General features: G+C 57.8%; 8 protein-coding genes and 2 pseudogenes. 6 read left to right on the top strand and 4 right to left on the bottom strand.

The window, feature by feature from the left end; all coding sequences use genetic code 11:
* Positions 1-64: 64 nt before the first annotated feature.
* Entirely contained in the window at positions 65-9,253 is a 9,189-nt protein-coding gene (locus tag F8N36_RS08825) for a hypothetical protein (RefSeq protein ID WP_291332428.1), read from the bottom strand.
* A 793-nt stretch (positions 9,254-10,046) separates the two neighbouring features.
* On the opposite strand from F8N36_RS08825, the gene F8N36_RS08820 reads away from it, so the two are divergent.
* A complete protein-coding gene (locus F8N36_RS08820) occupies positions 10,047-11,588 on the top strand; it encodes an aspartate ammonia-lyase (protein WP_366247042.1) in 1,542 nt (513 codons plus the stop codon).
* A gap of 36 nt (positions 11,589-11,624) precedes the next feature.
* The gene (gene hydF / locus F8N36_RS08815; RefSeq protein WP_291332427.1) at positions 11,625-12,851 is read left to right on the top strand and encodes a [FeFe] hydrogenase H-cluster maturation GTPase HydF; all 1,227 of its coding nucleotides are present in this window, start codon (positions 11,625-11,627) and stop codon (positions 12,849-12,851) included.
* A gap of 97 nt (positions 12,852-12,948) precedes the next feature.
* Here the strand turns inward: hydF and F8N36_RS08810 are convergent, their stop codons facing one another.
* Positions 12,949-13,191, bottom strand: a complete 243-nt coding sequence (locus F8N36_RS08810) for a hypothetical protein (protein ID WP_291332426.1) — start codon at positions 13,189-13,191, stop codon at positions 12,949-12,951.
* Here F8N36_RS08810 and hydE point away from each other — a divergent pair.
* From hydE to hydG, 4 genes are all read left to right on the top strand, one after another.
* Positions 13,190-14,218 (top strand): [FeFe] hydrogenase H-cluster radical SAM maturase HydE, encoded by a 1,029-nt coding sequence (hydE, locus tag F8N36_RS08805; RefSeq protein WP_291332425.1) that lies wholly within the window; start codon positions 13,190-13,192, stop codon positions 14,216-14,218. The two genes, F8N36_RS08810 and hydE, sit on opposite strands and share 2 nt — an antisense overlap.
* 84 nt (positions 14,219-14,302) lie before the next feature.
* Complete coding sequence (locus F8N36_RS08800) at positions 14,303-15,559, top strand: [FeFe] hydrogenase, group A (protein ID WP_291332424.1); 1,257 nt, start codon at positions 14,303-14,305, stop codon at positions 15,557-15,559.
* 11 nt (positions 15,560-15,570) lie between these two features.
* A complete protein-coding gene (locus F8N36_RS08795) occupies positions 15,571-15,945 on the top strand; it encodes an iron hydrogenase small subunit (RefSeq protein ID WP_291332423.1) in 375 nt (124 codons plus the stop codon).
* 375 nt (positions 15,946-16,320) lie between these two features.
* Positions 16,321-17,739 (top strand): [FeFe] hydrogenase H-cluster radical SAM maturase HydG, encoded by a 1,419-nt coding sequence (gene hydG / locus F8N36_RS08790; protein WP_291332422.1) that lies wholly within the window; start codon positions 16,321-16,323, stop codon positions 17,737-17,739.
* A gap of 84 nt (positions 17,740-17,823) precedes the next feature.
* On the opposite strand, the pseudogene F8N36_RS08785 reads toward hydG, so the two are convergent.
* Positions 17,824-18,024, bottom strand: a pseudogene (locus F8N36_RS08785) (DDE-type integrase/transposase/recombinase); the annotation flags it as partial.
* Positions 18,017-18,243, bottom strand: a pseudogene (locus F8N36_RS08780) (transposase); the annotation flags it as partial. The pseudogenes F8N36_RS08780 and F8N36_RS08785, both read right to left, overlap by 8 nt.
* Positions 18,244-18,316: the final 73 nt, after the last annotated feature.

Raw genomic sequence — 18,316 nt, 5'->3', positions numbered from 1 at the left:
GCAGTGTCATCAAAATTGCAGCCAGCGCCTATGAAAAACTGCGCAAGTGCAAGCCGCCGGTGCGTTACGCCAGAGCACTGGAAAGCGCGGCAAGCTGCTCCGGGGTCATGGTGGAGAGCTGGGTAGTGGTAAATGCCCGTATCTGTGTTGCGTTCAGCGCGTCAAACTCAAAGCTCTTTTCAGTAAGCGCATCCATGACGGATTGTGACCAGGTAGCAATGGTTGTCGGTGTAATGCCACTTATCTGGGTTGCCGTCAGCATTGCAATCTGAGCAGAAGTCATAGCACTGATCTGTTCGCCGTTCAAGCCGCCAAACTGTGCAGGAGTAATCTGTTGCAATTGTGTTGCAGACAGGCTGGTCAGTTCTGTTGCTGTAAGATTGCCCAGCTGGGATGGGGTGAGCGCAGCAAACTGCGATGTTGTCAGGGCTCCCAGCTGTTCTGTGCTCAGTGAGCGAATCTGGGCGCGGTTCAGGGCCTGTATCTGCTGCGTGCTCAGTGCCGCAATCTGCGATGTGGAGAGGCTGTCTATTTCAGTTGTGGTCAGGGAATTCATCTGGGTTGCCGTTATGCCGGCAAGCTGGGTCTGGGTCATGCCCTGTATCATGCTGGCGGTAAGCCCCATGATACCGGTTGTGGACAATGCGGCAATCTGGCTCGAGCTGAGCGCCTGGAACTGTGCCAGTGCCCCAACCTGTGCGGAGGTAAGGCCGTAAAGCTCGTCTGCGGTCAGCAGTGATACCTGCGCGGCCGTGAGGCCTGCTATTTGCGTTGCAGAAAAACCCTTGATGCCCGTAGCCGAAAGGCTGGTAAACTGGGTTGTTGTGAGGGCCGCGATCTGGGTGCTTGTAAGGCCCGACACCGCCGCAGAAGAAAGCCCCTGAACGCTGGTTGCGGTGAGCCCCTCCAGCTGGGAGGGAGTCAACGTGCTGATCTGCGTTGCCGTAAGGCCAGAAAGGCCCGTGGCAGACAGGGAGTTCAGCTGGGTGGTGGTCAGGCTTGCAATCTGGGTGCTTGTGAGCGCACCGGCCTGCGAAGACGTAAGACTGGCAATCTCCTGGGCCGAAAGGGCCTCAAGCTGGCTGCCGGTGAGTGACGAAACCACCGTGGTGGAAAGAGCGGCAATGGTGGTGGCTGTGAGGTTGCTCAGCTGGGTGGTGGTAAGCGCGCTAATGTTGGTGCTTGTGAGGTTCGCCACCGTTCTGGTGGAGAGGCTGGCAAGCTGGGTTACGCTGAGGCTCGCAAGACGTGTGCTGTCGATGCCGCCAATCTGCGCGGCGGTAAGGCCGGAAATGCCCGTGCCGGATATGCTTGCCACCTGTGAGGTGCTGAGAGCGTTAAGCTGCGCAGTGCTCATGGCGCCCACCTGGTCTGCCGTCAGCGCCCTGATCTGCGTGGTGGTCAGCGACGAGAGCAGGGTGGGGGTAAGTGACGTAATCTGGGTGGCCGTCATGGCCTGAATCTGCGTGCCTGCCAGCGCTGCCATCTGCTGCGCGGAAAGTGCCGCAAACTCGGTTGTTGTAAAGCTGCGCACTGCCGTGGTGGACAGGGCCGCTATCTGCGCGGTGCTCAGAGCATTGAGCTGGGCTGTAGACAGGGCCTGCGCCTGGGTATCGGTGAGGCCGCTTATCTGCGCGGTGTTCATGGCGGCCAGCTGGGTGGTGGACAGGGCCGCTATCTGGCTGCTGGTGAGCTTTGACACCTGTGTGGAGGTAAGTCCGGCGAATTGACTTGTGCTCAGCGCGCCAAGCTGGGTGGCGCTGAGAGCCCGAATCTGGCTTGTGTTCAGTGCGCCGAGTTCCGCCGGGGTGAGGGCGTTGAACTGTTCATTGCTCAGTGCGGCAATCTGCGATTCGGTCAGCCCTGTGATTGCACTGGTGGATATGGCTGCGATCTGGGTCGCAGAGAGCGCCGCAAGCTGTGTAGCGCTGAACGCGGCGATCTGCGAGCTGGAGAGGGCGTTGATCTCACTGGCGTTCAGAAGGCCGATTTCAGTGCCTGTAAGCGCTGCGATCTGGGTGGTGGTAAGAGCCGCCACCTGGGCCGTGGTGAGCGCGTCAAACTGCCGGGTTGTCAGAGACAGCAATCTTGTGGTGGAAAGTCCCGCCAGCGCGGAAGTGCTGAGCGCGGCAATCTGGTCGCTGGTCAATGCCGCCAGCTGCGTATCGCTGAGCGCCGCCAGTTGGGTGCTGGTGATGGCGGCCATTTTGGTGGCTGTGAGGGTTGCCATCTGGGTCTGTGTCAGTGCGCCCACCTGTGTTGCGTTCAGGGCTGCAATCTGCGCAGACGTAAGTCCGGATATCTGGGTGGTTGCCAGCTGCCCGATCTGGGTAGGCGTGATTGCGCCTATCTGGCTTGTTGTCAGCGCTGCCATCTGCGTGGCGCTGAACATGCCAAGCAGGGTCTGGTCCATGGCCTGCAACTGGGTGGCAGTGAGGCCGGTAATGGCCGTGGTGCTCAGGGACTGCAACTGGGTAGTGCTGAATGTCTGCAGCTGGGTGGTGCTCAGGTTTGCCAGCTGGTTGCCGGTAAGGGCGGATATCTCCGCGCCAGTGAGAGCATTGATCTGGGTCGCTGCAAGCGATCCAAGCTGTGTGGGCGTGAGCGCTGCCATCTGGCTTGCCGTAAGCGCAGAAATCTGCCTGGTGCTCAGGCTGGCAAGCTCTGTGATGGTAAGCGCCGCCATGGCTGTGGTGCTGATGGCCGCCATCTGCTGGGTAGAGAGCGCCGCAAGCTGGTTTGTGGAAAGGGCCGCCACCTGGGTGCTGGTGAGGGCCGCCATTTCTGTTGCGGTAAAGGCGGCCAGAAGCGTTTCGGGCAAAGCGGCCAGCATGGTTGTTGTGAGTGCGGGAATCTTGCTGCTGGCAAGGCCCTGGATCTGGGTTGTGGCAAGCGAGGCCAGCTGCGTGGCAGAGAGAGAATTGAGCTGGGTTGCCGTTAACGAACCCACCTGTGAAGCACTGAGCATTTCAAGCTGGTCTGCCGTAAGGCTGGCTATCTGCGTCTGCGTGAGCCCGGCCAGAGCGGTGGCCGTCAGTGCCTGCATCTGGAATGCGTTGAGGGCTCCAAACTGGGTGGAACTGAGGGCCGCAATCTGGGTATCGGAAAGCCCGCCCAGCTCTGTGGTTGTCAAAGAACCGATCTGCGCTGTGCTCAGGCCGGCAATCTGCGTTGTGGTAAGAGCCGCAAACTGCGTTGCCGCGAGCGATCCCAGCTGACGCGTCGTCAGGGCCGCGATGGCGGTGAGAGAGAGACTGGAAACGGCCGTTGTGGACAGCGAGGCAATCTGCGAATTGGAAAGCGCAGCCAGCTGGTCCCTGCTCAGGGCCTGCACCTGAGCGCCGGTGAGTGCCGCAGTCTGCGTTGTGGTGAGCGAGGCAATTTGTGTTGCCGTCAGCGAGGCAATCTGTGAAGGCGTGAGTGCTGCGAGGTCAGTGGTTTCAAGCCCGCCAATCTGGGTAGGTGCCAGCGCGTTTATCTGGTCGGTGGTAAGCGACGCGATCTGCCGCGTTTCAAGGCTGGCAAGCTGCGTGGGGCTGAGGGCCTGAAGCTGGGTTGACGAGAGCGATGCCAGCTGAGTGGCGGTGATGCCGTCGAGCCCGCTGGTGGTCAGGGCGCTGATCTGGCTGGCAGAAAAAGCCGCCAGTTGCGTTGTTGTCAGCGAGGCAACCTGCGTGGAAGAAAGGCCGGAAATAAGTGTTGCGTTGAAGGCCGCCAGTTGCGTGGCCGACAGCGAATGCACCTGGGTTTCGGTAAAGGCCGCAACCTGGGTGGAGCTCAACCCCGCATACTGTGTATCGGTCAATGCTGCCAGGGCCGAGGTGCTCAAGCCTGTGATGCCGGTGGCAGATATGGCCCCCATCTGCGTGACAGAAAGGGCCGCCAGTTGCGTGGTTGTCAGGGCTGCTACCTGCGTGGCCGCCAGCGCGCCAATGGCCGTGGCGCTGATTGCCGCAATCTGCGTGTCCCGCAATGAGGCAATGCTGGTCGTTGTCAGCGCTGTCAGTCCTGTGGTTGTGAACGCGCCAATCTGTTCCTGACTCAGTGATGAAAGCTGTGTTGCCGTAAGGCCGGAAATCTGCTTTGCGGTCATGCCGGCAATAAGCGTGGTGCCCAGCGAACCCCACTGCGTTGTGGTCAGTGCCGCGAGCTGGGTTCTGGAGAATGTGGCAAACTGCGAAGTGGAAAAAGCCGCAAGCTGGGTTGTCGAAAGCGCGGCCATTTCCGTTGGCGTCAGCCCGCTGATGGCTGACGCGGTAAGGGCCTGCAGCTGGGAAGGCGCAAGGCTTGCAAGCTGGGTCAGGGTAAGTGATGCCACCTGGGTGGCAGTAAGGCTTGCGGACCGCGTGGCGCTGAGAGCCGCAAGTTGCGTGCTGGAAAGAGCCGCAATCTGAGTGGCGCTGAGGTCGCCAATCTGGGTGGTGGTAAGGGTAGAAATCTGCGAGGGCAACAGCGCCGCAACCTGCGAGGCCGACATGGTTGCGATCTGACGATCGCTCAGGGAGGCCAGCTGCACGGAATTGAGCGAGGCGATCTGGGTGCTGTTGAGCGCGGCAATTTGCTGCGTGGTAAGGCCCGCGATGGCCGACGAGCTCAAGGCTGAAAACTGCGTCGCGTTCAGCCAGCCGATTTGCGTCGTGGTCAGTGCGCCTGCCTGCACGGCGGTAATGCCCGCAACTGCTGTAGCGCGCAAGGCTCCGAGCTGAGATTCTGTCAGGGAGGCCATCTGCTGGGTTGTCAGCGCACTGCACTGCTGGGGCGTAAGGGCTGCGAACTGGGTGGGCAACAGCTGGGTAAGCTGTGTTGTCGTCAGCCCCCTCATGGTGGTGGTTGACAGTGCCGCAACCTGTGAAGACGTCATGGCCTCAAGCTGGGTGGCGGTCAGGGCTCCAAAACCGGTCAGGGTAAGCCCGCTGACGCCAGCGGTGGTAAGGGCCTTGATCTGCGTCGAACTCAAGGCAGTAATCTGGTCGGTGGAAAGCGCGGACAGCTGCGTTGACGTCAGGCCGGAAATCTGCGTGGTCGTGAGCGCTGCAATCTGCGTTTGGGTCAACCCCTGAAGCGCAGAGGCGGGCAGGGCAGAAATTTCTGTCTTGGTCAGCGCTGCCAGATTGGCAGCGGAAAGCTCTGCCATGTCAGTGGCTGTGAGCCCCGAGATCTGGGTTGCGTTGAGTGAGGCTATCTGCGTAGCCGAAAGCTGCTGCACCTGTGTGGATGTGAGGGCGCTGATATTGGTGCTGGATATGGCCCGCAGCTGGGCAAGGGTCATTGAACTTATCTGGGTGGCCGCGATGGCTGAGAAGGCCGTGGAGCTCAGCGAGTTGATCTGGGTTGAAGTGAGCCCCTGAATCTGGGTGGAGCTCAGAAGGGCAACCTGCGATGCGCTGAGACCAGAAAGCGCCGTGGTGCTGATGCTGCCGAGCTGTCTTGAAGAAAGCGCCTGAATCTGGGTTTGTGTCAGCGCGGCTATGGCTGTGGACTTGAGCCCCGAGATCTGTATCGTGCTCAGCCCGGCCAGTTGGGTTACGGTCAGGCTTGCAATCTGCGTTGAGGTGAGCATGCTTGCGGCAATTGCCGATATGGCTGCCAGCTGCTGGGGCGAAAGCGCCTGCATCTGCGTTTCTGTGAGGGCTCCCACCGCTGTGGATGACAGGCCCTGAATTGTGGTCAGGTTAAGTGCTGCAACCTGCGTGGCGGTAAAGGCCGCCATCTGGGTTTCTGTAAGCGCGCCGCACTGGGTGCTGCTGATTCCCTTGATCTGCGTGACCGACAGAGAGGCTATGAGCGTTTGGCTCAGACCCTGCAGTGCGGTGGTAGAGAGTGCGGCAATCATGGTTGAGGTCATGGCGGCAAGCTCGGTAGTTGTGAGCTCGGCCACGTCCGTGGCTGAAAGCGCCGTGATCTGCGTGCGGGTCAGGGCTGCAAGCTGGGTAGAGCTGAGTGCTCCCATCTGCGTGGCAGAAAGCTGGCTCAGTGCCGTGCTTGAAATACCCCTGACCTGGGTGGTGCTAAGGGCGCTCAGCATGGTTGGCGTAAGAGCGCCGATCACGTCTGTACTCAGGTATCCGATCTGGGTTGAGGTCAGGGCCGCCCACTGGGTAAGGGGCAGCTCTGTAATTTGTGTTTCGCTGAGTGCGAGCATCTGGGTTGATGTAAGTGCTGTGAGCAGCGTTTTGCCCAGAGAGGCAAGCTGCGTAGAATCCAGGGCCGCCAGAGCGGTGGTGTTTATGGCGCGGAAGCTGGTGGTGGTCAGAGCCGTCAGCTGGTCGGCGGTAAACGCGGAAATCTGCTCGGGACTCAGCGAGGCCATCTGTGTGGATGTAAGCCCCTTGATCTGTGTGCTGCTCAATGCGCTCACAAGCGAATCGTTCAGCGCAGTAAGCGCTTCCACTGAAAGGTAGGCCAGCGCCGAAGGCTGTATGTTGGCTATTTCTGTGGCGGTCAGTTCCGCCAGATCGTCGCTGTTCAATCCCGCAAGCTGGGTACCCACAAGCGACTTGAGCTGGGTCGGGGTCAGTGCGGCCATCTGGGCGGCGCTCATGGAGCTGAGGCCGGTGCTGGTCAATGCGCTGATCTGGCTGGTGCTGAGGGCCGATATCTGCGTGTCTGTGAGTGAAGAAATGGCCGTGGTGTCCAGAGCCCTGATCTGGGAGGTTGTGAGGGCCGATATCTGCCCTGCGGTCAGATGGGAAATCTGCTCTTCCGTAAGTCCACGAATGCCCGATGTTCCCAGAGCCGAAATCTGGGTGGATGTAAGAGCCGCAAGCTGCGTGTTGGCAAGCGCGGCCAGAGATGTGGCGGGCAGACCGCTTATGGTCGTTGTGCTCAAAACGCCGATCTGCGTTGTGCTCAAGGCGCCAATTTGGGCCAGCGTCAGGCCAGCGGCCTGGGTTTGGGTCAAAGCCATGATCTGAGAAGTTGAGAGCGATCTGATCTGGTCTTCCGTAAGCCCCTGAAGCGCCGTGATTGAAAGATAGGAAATTTCAGCGGGTGTTAGGCTTGCAAGAGCGGTCACGCTCAGCTCGCCCATGTCTTCACCGGTAAGCCCCGAAATTTGGGTGGACAGGAGGGCCGCCAGCTGGGTAGAGGTCAACGCCCCCATCTGGTCTGCCGTAAGGGAACTCAGGGCTGTTTTGGTAAGCCCCCTGATCTGGGTCTGGGTGAGGGCCGCAATCTGCGTTGTGGTGAGTGCGTTGATGGCCGAAGCGCTGAGGCTGCCCAGCTGCGACGAAGCCAGCGCGGCCCACTGGGTAGCGCCAAGTTCCGATATCTGTGTGTCTGCCAGCGCGTTTATCTGGGTGGATGTGAACGTACGTATCTGTTCCGTGCGCAGGGAAGCCAGAAACGTACTGTTCAGCCCGGAGATCTGGGTTGTAGTCATGCCCGCCATCTGGGTTGTCGTCATGGCCGACACCTGCGCAGGTGACAATGCGGCCAGTTGCGTGTCGGACAGAGAGGCGATGGCAGTAGAGGAAAGGGCCGACAACGTGGTGGTGGGCAAGGCCGAAACCTGCTCTGTGGTCAGACCCTGAATGGCCGTACTTGTGATGGCGCAAAGCTGGGTTGTGTTGAGGGCACGAAGCTCTGTGGTTGTCATCTCGCTGATGTCGGTGGCATTGAGCTTGGCTATCTGGGTTGTGGTCAAAGCCCCCAGCTGCGTGCTGTTGAGTGCGGCCATCTGCGTGCTGCTCAGGGCGCTGAGCGCTGTGCCCGTAATGCTTCTCAGCTGCGTTGCCGTGAGCGCAGACAAGGCGGCGGTGTCCATGCCCATAAATGTTGTTGCGCTTATGGCGGCAATGTCTACTGCGCTGAATCCCTGTATCTGGGTGGAATTCATTACCTGAATCTGTTCAGCAGAAATGGCCGCTGCCTGGCTGGTTGTCAGCGCAGATATCTGCGACTGGCTGAGCGCCATGATCTGTGTGGTGCTCAGCGCGGCCACGCTTGAACTCGTCAAACCCTTGATGCCCGTAGTGCTCAGGGCTGCAATCTGGTCTGTGGTCAGCGAAGCAATCTGCAAGGTCGAGATTGCCGAAACCTGCTTGGAGCTCAGGGCCGCGATAAGGGTTGTAGACAGGCTTGCAAGCTGGGGGTCGCTCAATTCACCCACGGCTGTGTACGAAAGGGCTGCAATCTGCGTTTGATTGAGCAGGCTTATCTGGCTGGCAGATATTTCGGATATATCCGTGCTGGTCAGGCCGCTGAACTGGTTTGCGGTCAGCAAGGCCATCTGCGTTTGAGTAAGAGAGGCAAACTGTGTTCCAGACATCGCGCTTATAAGGGTACTGGTGAGCCCCGAAAACTGCGTAAGTGTCATCTGGCTGATTTGCGTGGCGGTAAGGTAGCCAATCTGCGAGGTGTAGAGGGCGGCGCTTTGGGTGGAGGTTAACGCATTGATCAATTCCTGGGGCAGACTGGCGAGCTGCGTTGGCTGAAGGCTTTTGATCTGCGCCGTGCTCAGCGAGGAAAACTGGGTGGAAGACAGAGCGGAAAGCTGGCTTTCGCTCAGGGCCGCCACCGCTTCAAGAGAAAGATTGGGAATCTGCGAGGTAGAAAGTGCCGCCAGCTGGGTTGAGGTGAGCGTGGCGCACTGCGTGGCAGTCATGCCTCTGAGCGCAGTGCATGAAATGGCCGCAATCTGGTTGGCAGAAAGGGATTCTACCTGTTCTGGCGTCATTGCCTGCAACTGCAGGGAATTCAGCGCGCTGAAAAGTGTTGCGGGCAGTGCGGCCATCTGCTCGGTCGAAAGGGCTGGCATGTCTGTAAAAGGCAGGGATGAAAACTGGGTTGGGGCAAGGCTTGCCAGCTGGGTGGTGTTGAAGGTGGCTAGCTGCGCGGCTGTAAGAACCGCCATCTGCCGCTGGCTCAGACCATCAATCTGGGTGGTGGTGAGCAGGGCGATCTGCGTTTCTGTAAGAACGCTGATCTGGGTTGTCGCCAGTTCGCTGATATCCGAGGGGGTTAAGCCCTGCAACTGGGTCTGGGTGAGGGCGGCAATTTCTGTGGAAGAAAACTGTGAAATCTGGGTCGCGCACAATGCCGAAAGCTGCGAGCTGGTGAGGTAACATATCTGGTTAACAGTCAATGCCTCTGCCTGCGCGGTGGTCAGGTAGGACATTTCCGTAACAGTGAGGGCGCTTACCTGAGATTCCAGAATGCTGGAAAATCCAGAAGCAACCATGCTGCGCAGCGTGGTGGTTGAAAATGCGGATATTTCTTCAGGGCTGTACGATGAGATGAGTAATGATGCCATATTACTTGCCCCGGATATATTCGTTTATAAGCATTTTCATGACTGCTTTGCCCGAATTGATATAAATATCAGCATGGTCATATGCCGCAGATAAAATACGGCAACTGCCATGCAAAAGAATGGTGTATGTTTGTCTGTCGGTCAAATCTGTCGTAATCATATCCGCCCGTCATGTTCAGAGGAGCAAACCTGTCGGCATACTGCCAATGCCGCAAGTAGGCAAAAGTTGCCTGATATGGTTTTACCTAAACAGTTAAGCAATAATTGAACCATGAGCAAAAAGTGCCATCTTGCTGGACAAACTGACCGGCTTGATTGGGGCACAGTTTTGTTGCGTGCGTTTTTTGAAAGTTATGCGTTAAGGGTGAAATAAGGCCACGGAACAGCAACGGGCATAATTGGGGCAGCCTTGCCCGTGGGTTCCCCCCCATCGGTCAGCAACTGACAGCGGTGGTTGCATGCGCACGTCATGTGGTGCGCGCTCTATTACCTCTATACATGTCCAGTGCATTGCCGGGCAGTTTTTTTGTTCTCCCCCAGTCTTAATACATGGCTGTCTTCTAAAGCCTGAATTGATGCCATCATTTGCCTTGGTGAAATATGGGAGCAAATAGCGCAATAAATTCAGGCTCGGGTGCTGGAGTGGATAAAATTGTGTAGCATCATTTGAAATTTTGTAATACTGAATCGTAGCACGAATTTTCAAAAAATAATTTCGCCCTGACATGGAACATCCATGCCCTCAAACTAGTCATGCCCAGCGATACTTTTTGCGCACCGTGTGCGCAGTTGCATGATTTTGTTGCCGCGCCGTTTGCACAGCGCCTGGCGTAGAATTTTTACGCGCAGGCTTCTGGCGGCAGCGGGTGAGTATCTGCCCTGTGTGGAGGAACGACAGATGTGCAGCACCGACAGCATGACAGGAATATCAAACGGTGAGTCGTCGCAGTACCGGCAGGAATCGGACGCACTGGGCTCAGTGGCTGTGCCTGCTTCTGCCTACTGGGGCGTGCATACTGCGCGTGCCTTGGCAAATTTTCCTCTCTCGGGCCGTGCCGTGAGGCCGCAGCTTGTGCGGGCACTGGGCCTGGTCAAGCTGGCTTGCTGCCGCGCCAATGAGGAACTTGGCTATCTGCCCCAAGCCGAGGCGCAGGCCATTGCCGTGGCCTGTCGCGAGGTCGCCCGGGGCGGCCTGAGCGAAGCCTTTGTAGTGGACTCCCTGCAAGGCGGGGCCGGAACCTCCACCAACATGAATGTGAATGAGGTTATCGCCAACCGCGCAGAGCAATTGTTGGGGGGCAGGCTTGGCGAATACGCGTGCGTTGATCCCCTGCGACACGTCAATCTGCACCAGTCCACCAACGATGTGTACCCCACGGCGCTGCGGATAGCGGCCATGTTCTTGCTCAAGGATCTGGAGCAGGCCATTGCCGCCCTGCAAACCGCTTTTCAGGAAAAGGAGCTGGCCTTTAGGCATGTTCTGAAAGTGGGGCGCACCCAGCTACAGGACGCCGTGCCCGTCACCCTTGGCATGGAGTGCTCTGCCTGGGCAGAAGCCCTCTCGCGTGACCGCTGGCGGGTGTTCAAGTGCGCCGAGCGGCTGCGCGCGGTCAACCTTGGCGGCACGGCGGTGGGCACGGGCATAACGGCACCGCGCAGCTATATTTTTCTGGTTGTGGAAAAGCTGCGCGAGGTCACGGGGCTGGGGCTTTCGCGGGCAGAGAACCTTATGGACGCCACCCAGAACTGCGACCCGCTGGTCGAGGTGTCGGGCATTCTCAAAGCGCACGCTGTCAATCTGTTCAAGATATCCTCAGACCTGCGGCTGCTGGCATCCGGACCAGGAGCCGGCATTGGCGAGCTGCGGCTGCCCGCCGTGCAGGCCGGTTCAAGTATCATGCCGGGCAAGGTCAATCCCGTCATCTGCGAGGCTGCCGCGCAGGTCGCACTTCGGGTAATGGCCAACGACAGCGCTGTGACCCAGGCCGCCTTTTTGGGGCAGCTTGAGCTTAACGCCTTTATGCCCCTGCTGGCGGATTCGCTGCTGGGCAGCCTGCTGGTGCTGACTCAGGCCTGCCGCATGCTGGCTGAAAAGTGCGTGCAGGGCCTTGAAGCGGATGAAGCCGCCTGCGCCCGCCACCTTGATAATTCACTGGCTACGGTCACGGCTCTTGTGCCAGCGCTTGGTTACACACTTGCGGGCGAAATAGCCGCGCAGGCTCACAGCACGGGGCAGAGTGCGCGCTCCGTGGTGCTTGAGCGGGGACTGCTGGAAGCGCATGAGCTGGACAGGCTGCTCAGTGCCGAGGCCGCAACGGCCCTTGGACACAGGTAGACGGCTGGCGGGTAATAACGCAACGGAGTTTTTGCCATGAATGAAACACCCAAAAGTCTGCGTCTGCACATCGGCATCTATGGCCGACGCAACGTCGGGAAGTCTTCACTGCTCAACGCACTGGCAGGGCAGCAGGTTTCCATTGTTTCCGACATGCCCGGCACAACCACAGACCCGGTAGAAAAAACGCTGGAACTCGCACCTCTTGGCCCTGTCGTCTTTATTGATACTGCGGGCATTGATGATGTGGGCGCACTGGGCGAGCTGCGCAAAGAGCGCACACTCAGAGTCCTTGAGCGCACAGATTTGGCCCTGCTGGCCGTGGATCCGGGGCAGTGGGGCGAGTACGAAGATTTTTTTGTGTGCCAATTGCGCGAGCGCAATATTCCTTTTGGCGTGGTTTTTGGTAAGAGCGACCGGGCCGTTCCCGCTGCGGAGCAAACATCAATACTGGAAAAGGGCGGCATACGCTGGATGAGCGTTTCTGCTCTTTCAGGCAAGGGCATGGGGCAGGTGCGCGAGGCACTGGCGGTCCTTGCACCAGAGCACTGGTTTGCAGAACCGCGCCTGATGGGCGATCTGCTGGCCGCAGGTGAGCTGGCCGTGTTTGTTGTTCCCCTTGACCTGGGTGCGCCCAAGGGGCGGCTGATTTTGCCCCAAGTGCAGGCCATACGCGATATTCTTGATAGCGATGCCTCGTGCATGGTGGTGAAAGAACGCGAGCTTGGCGCGGCCTTTGCGCGTCTGAACAGGGAACCAGCCCTTGTGGTCTGTGATTCGCAGATTGTGCTCAAGGCCGTGGCCGACACACCGCCGCATATCCCGCTCACCACATTTTCCATCCTCATGGCCCGGTTCAAGGGTGATCTGGCGGCTTTTGCCCACGGTGCGGCTGCCATCGACAGGTTGCAGCCCGGCGATGCCGTGCTGGTGGCCGAGGCCTGCGGACATCACCCCTCGGCTGACGATATCGGGCGGGTAAAGATTCCACGCTGGCTGCGCCAGTATGCCGGGGGCGACATTCGCGTGGATAATCTTGCGGGGCGGGATTTTCCCGATGATTTGAGCCCCTACAGGCTGGTTATCCACTGCGGTGCGTGTATGTTTAACCGACAGAGCATGCTTGCCCGGCTGGCACAGGCTCAGGTCCAGAACGTGCCCATGACCAATTACGGTCTGGCAATTTCATACGTGCAAGGAGTATTGCGGCGGGTGCTGGAACCTTTTCCTGCGGCCTTGGCAGCTTTTGATGTGGCGCGATGATCCTTCTGCCAACCGTATTTTTCTATGATTCCAGTATATTGATTTGAAATGCGAGCTGCGGATTGAATAAAGTTTTGCTACGTTATTGACAAAAGTGTTACTGTGGCGCAATCTGCTCAAAACAATGCACACCAGCCCTGTGTGTAATGTGTGGGGCGATGGGAATTATAACGTTCGGGAACTGCGTATTTTTAGTGTTTTTGTTGGCAATAAGTGTTACTTTTTTTAAATTAGTAACACTGGTAACTCCGGCAGGGTACGCAGCCATCGGCTTTGTGGGTAACTGTGTAAACGGCTGGATCATAGCTTCAACTGGCACAGAATTGGGATGGAAGATCATGCGCCGCGAAGAAATACTTGAACTGCTTTTTGCAACGCCCTTTGAGGCGCTTTGCGAGCGTGCCGCCCGAGTGCTGGCAGAAGAAAAAGGCTCGCATGTGCATGTGCGCGGCCTCATTGAATTTTCAAACGTCTGTCATCGCAATTGCCATTATTGCGGCCTGCGGGCCGAGAATGCGAATCTGCGCCGCTATACACTTGATAAGGCCGAGATCATAACCACCGCAAAAAGTGCCGTTGCCATGGGGGCAGACACCATTGTGCTGCAATCGGGCGAATCGGTCATTGAACCCATGTGGCTGGCGGATGTGGTGGATTGTTTGCGCGGCGATCTCAAGGTGCCCGTTACCCTGAGCGTGGGCGAACATTCGCGTGCCGCATACGCCCTATGGAAAGAGGCGGGCGCAGTGCGCTTTTTGCTCAAGCACGAAACAGCCGACCCCAAGCTCTACGCAGCCCTGCACCCGGGGCATGAACTGGCTGAGCGTATCAGCTGTCTACGGGTATTGCAGCGGCTTGGCTACGAAATAGGCTCCGGCTTTATGGTGGGCCTGCCCGGCCAGAGGCCGGAAACGCTGGCCGACGACATTATTTTATCGCGCAGACTGGGGCTTTGCATGTGCGGGGCTGGGCCATTCATTGCGCAGCACGATACACCCCTTGGCGGCCACCCATCGGGCAGTGCGCGGCTTGCCCTGCGGGTAATGGCAGTCATGCGCATAATTATGCCCTGGGCCAACATACCAGCAACCACGGCCCTTGCTACGGTGGACGCTCTGGGTGGTCAGCGCAATGGGCTGCTGGCGGGGGGCAACGTGCTTATGCCCTCGTTTACGCCGCCAGCCTACGGCAAGCAGTATCGTATTTACGACAATAAGAATCGGGTGGACATGCAGGGCGCGCGCAAGGCCATTGAAGGCGCGGGACGCAGCCACAATCTTGCCGGATGGCAGCCGCCATCCACCCATGATTTCATTGCCAGAGCCGTCCCCGCTGTTTCCAGTGTGGCGTGCATGCTGGCCGGATAAAAATTTGCTGCATTTCTGCATCAACGGGCGGGCGCGCTTGCACCGCCGTGGAGAAATCAACCTGTTACCCGCCAGGAGGCTGTAATGCCGCGCATTGAAATGGAACACATCGCATACGAGCTCAATGTGCCCCCCAAGGGCGCGGACGGCGACAAAATGTTTTTTGTGCAGATTGATCCTGAAAAATGCATCGGCTGCGATTCCTGTCAGGAATACTGTCCCAGCGGGGCCATCTATGGCGAAACAGGCCTGACGCACAAGATTGCCCACCCCGAACCATGTATCAACTGCGCCCAGTGCCTTACCCACTGCCCGGAGATGGCCATTTACGAAGTGCAGACCTGGGTTCCCGAACTGCAAAAAAAATTGCAGGACAAAAGCGTAAAGTGCATTGCCATGCCCGCGCCCTCGGTGCGTTACGCCCTTGGCGAAGCCTTTGGCCTTGCCCCCGGCAGTGTCACCACCGGCAAAATGCTGGCTGCCCTCAAGCAGCTTGGATTCTCAAACTGCTGGGATACAGAATTTGCCGCCGACGTCACCATCTGGGAAGAAGCCTCTGAATTTGTGGAGCGCCTTGGGACCAAGCGTGATCTGCCGCAATTTACCTCGTGCTGTCCCGGCTGGCAGAAGTATGCCGAAACGTTTTATCCCGACCTGCTGCCGCATTTTTCTTCGTGCAAATCGCCTGTGGCCATGAATGGCCGCCTTGCCAAAACCTATGGCGCAGAAAAGGCCAGGTACGACCCCAAGAGCCTCTACACGGTTTCCATCATGCCCTGCGTGGCCAAAAAGTATGAAGGCTTGCGTCAGGAATATGCAGAAAATGACCTGCGCGACATTGACGCAACCCTCACCACGCGTGAGCTGGCCTACATGATCCGTCAGGCGGGCATAGATTTCAATAAACTGCCCGACGGCCAGCGCGACAGCCTCATGGGCGAATCCACCGGCGGCGCAACCATCTTTGGTGTGTCTGGCGGCGTTATGGAAGCGGCCCTGCGTTACGCCTATCAGGCAGTAACCGGAAAGCGCCCTGAATCGTGGGATTTCAAGCAGGTGCGCGGCCTCAAGGGCATGAAGGAATACACCGTTACCGTCAACGGTATTGAACTGCATCTGGCAGTTGTGCACGGGGCCAAACGCTTTGCGCAGGTGTGCGACGAGGTGCGGGCGGGCAAGTCGCCGTACCACTTTATCGAATTTATGGCCTGCCCCGGCGGGTGCGTGTGCGGTGGTGGCCAGCCCATTATGCCCAATATGCTGCAAAGCGCAGAACGCAAGGCTACCAGCCTGTTTGCCAGCCTGAAGCAGCGCCTTGCCAACACCCAGCCCAAAGCCTAGAGGAGCACGCTATGTCTATTGTTGCCACCACTCGACGCGGATTTTTGAAGGGAGCGTGCATTCTTTCCGGCGGGCTGCTGCTGGGCGTGCGCATGGCCAACAAAGCCTACGCTGCCGCCAAGGATTTCAAGGATTACATGGGCGACCGTTCTGCCGCTGTGTACAGCGCCGATTCGGCTTTTTCCAAGCGTGCAAGTCAGGACAACGCCCAGGTCAAGGCCCTTTATGATTCGTGGCTGGGCAAACCCCTGAGCCACAAGTCTGAGGAGCACCTGCACACCAAATGGTTTGACAAATCAAAAGGCCTCAAGGCTCTTACGGCTTCAGGTGAATACCCCAATCCTCGCCACAAGGAGTTTGAGGGTACCACCTATCCGTACGAATAACGCCCGGCCTTTGCCTCCTGAGGGACCCCAAGACCCTTCAGGCCAGACCCACGGCCGACACGGTTTGCCCCTCCGTGTCGGCCAATTTGAATGCTGGGCTGTCGCAGGCAGTGTACATGTTCCGCCTGTGTCCGGTTCATGCCTGGTGTTGCGGGTTTTGCGCGAATTTTTTGATTTGTGCTTTCAGTATGATATTCGGTGGTGGAGCCTACCGCCATTGGAAACGTTAAGTTTGCAGCCTGTATTTTCTCTGTTTGCGAAAAAAGCAGCCCTTCAGGTGTGTTTTTTATCGTCTGCCTGCCGAGTTCCCTATGCCAACATGGCTGGTCACCCGCCCGCACCGCCTGAGAATATGGGTCCTGCCGGAGGTTTATAATGTACAATCCCCAGTCGTTGCGCGCAGACGAATTTATTGATCACAGCGAAGTGTTGGACACCCTGAACTATGCAGCAGAGCACGCGCGCGATGCAGAGCTTGTTGACGCCATCATTGCCAAGGCAGCACAAAAAAAAGGCCTGACCCACCGCGAGGCTTCGGTGCTGCTTGCCTGCGACCTGCCAGAAAGGGTGGAGCAGGTGTACCAGCTTGCCAACCAGATCAAGCACGATTTTTACGGCAACCGCATTGTCATGTTTGCGCCGCTGTACCTCTCAAACCACTGCATTAACAGCTGTGTGTATTGCCCGTACCATTCGCAGAACAAAAACATAGCCCGCAAAAAACTTACTCAGGAAGAAGTGGCCCGCGAGGTCATTGCCTTGCAGGACATGGGGCACAAACGCCTTGCGCTGGAAGCTGGTGAACACCCCACCATGAATCCCATCGAGTACATACTTGAGTGCATCAAGACCATCTACAGCATCAAGCACAAGAACGGGGCCATCCGCCGGGTAAACGTGAACATCGCCGCAACCACGGTGGAAGAATATGCAATGCTCAAGGATGCGGGCATCGGCACATATATTCTGTTTCAGGAAACCTACCATAAACAGAGCTACGAAAAATTGCACCCCGCAGGGCCTAAGCACGACTACGCCTGGCACACCGAGGCCATGGACCGCGCCATGCGGGGGGGCATTGACGATGTGGGCCTGGGGGTTCTTTTTGGGCTGGAGGGCTACCGCTATGAATTTGCGGCCCTGCTTATGCACGCCGAGCACCTTGAAGCCGTATACGGCTTTGGCCCGCACACCATCAGTGTGCCGCGTATTCGCCGTGCAGACGACATCAACCCCGATGTGTTCGACAACGGCATCAGTGATGAAATTTTTGCCCGTATCTGCGCCTGTATTCGCGTGTCCGTGCCGTACACGGGCATGATTGTTTCTACCCGCGAGAGCAAGGCCGTGCGTGAAAAGGTGTTGCCGCTGGGAATTTCGCAGATCAGCGGCGGTTCACGCACGAGTGTGGGCGGGTATTATGAGCCGGAGCCGGAGGAAGACAACTCAGCGCAGTTTGACGTGAGCGACCGGCGCACGCTGGATGAGGTGGTACACTGGCTCATGGAGCAGGGGCATGTGCCGAGTTTTTGTACGGCCTGTTACCGCGAGGGCCGCACCGGCGACCGATTTATGAGCCTGTGCAAGAGCCAGCAGATTTTGAACTGCTGCCACCCCAACGCTCTGCTTACCCTCAAGGAATATTTGCAGGACTACGCCTCGCCGCAAACCGGGCAGATGGGGCTTGCCATGATAGAGCAGGAACTGAACAAAATTCCCAGCGACAAGGTGCGCAACAGGGCGGCGGAGTACCTAGGCGCCATTGAGAACGGTCAGCGGGACTTTAGATTCTGAAATGGAATATTCTTAAGAGCTTGCATAAAGATGAACAGAACTGCGGCGCATTGGAATTATTCCAATACGCCGTATTTTATTGATAATATGCCCATTATCCGTGGGCTTCCCCGGACGAGTGAACTCTATCTGCACGCCGTGTTCAAAAGCCCATGAATCCAAGGCGTCACCGCTAAATTCTGGGCCGTTATCAACCTTGATACGCTGCGGCAACCGTCCTTGAAGGCGTAGTTTTTCAAGGACGCGTACAACTCGAACTCCAGGCAACGACATATCTACTATCAAGTGCCTGTTCGCCTACAAGTCTTTTCAGCCGGGCGTTCTCTTCCTCCAACTGACGCAACCGTTTGGCATCAGGGATGTTCATTTCACAGAACTTGCAGCCATTTGTAAAAGGTCGCATCCGAGATGCCGTGCTTGCGGCAAAGATCGACAACGCGAATGCAGCCTCGGCTTGCCGCAATATCCCGATAATCTGCTCTTCGTGAATCTGCTCCGTTTCATCCTTGTGCTCCTATGTCAGGAACACTACTTTTTTAATGGCATACTTTTTTGGGGGAGGGTCAGTCCGGCATGC

This window comes from Desulfovibrio sp., from assembly GCF_009712225.1.
Classification (GTDB): Bacteria; Desulfobacterota; Desulfovibrionia; order Desulfovibrionales; family Desulfovibrionaceae; genus Desulfovibrio.
Note: the sequence above shows the minus strand (reverse complement) of the source record. Positions and strands in the feature narration are given on the sequence as shown.

Excerpts from the sequence above, each read along its gene's own strand:
- F8N36_RS08820 (WP_366247042.1), top strand. The coding sequence starts at position 10,047 with ATGATTTTGTTGCCGCGCCGTTTGCACAGCGCCTGGCGTAGAATTTTT.
- hydE (WP_291332425.1), top strand. The coding sequence starts at position 13,190 with ATGCGCCGCGAAGAAATACTTGAACTGCTTTTTGCAACGCCCTTTGAG.
- F8N36_RS08795 (WP_291332423.1), top strand. The coding sequence starts at position 15,571 with ATGTCTATTGTTGCCACCACTCGACGCGGATTTTTGAAGGGAGCGTGC.
- F8N36_RS08825 (WP_291332428.1), bottom strand. The coding sequence starts at position 9,253 with ATGGCATCATTACTCATCTCATCGTACAGCCCTGAAGAAATATCCGCA.
- F8N36_RS08800 (WP_291332424.1), top strand. The coding sequence starts at position 14,303 with ATGCCGCGCATTGAAATGGAACACATCGCATACGAGCTCAATGTGCCC.
- hydF (WP_291332427.1), top strand. The coding sequence starts at position 11,625 with ATGAATGAAACACCCAAAAGTCTGCGTCTGCACATCGGCATCTATGGC.
- hydG (WP_291332422.1), top strand. The coding sequence starts at position 16,321 with ATGTACAATCCCCAGTCGTTGCGCGCAGACGAATTTATTGATCACAGC.
- F8N36_RS08810 (WP_291332426.1), bottom strand. The coding sequence starts at position 13,191 with ATGATCTTCCATCCCAATTCTGTGCCAGTTGAAGCTATGATCCAGCCG.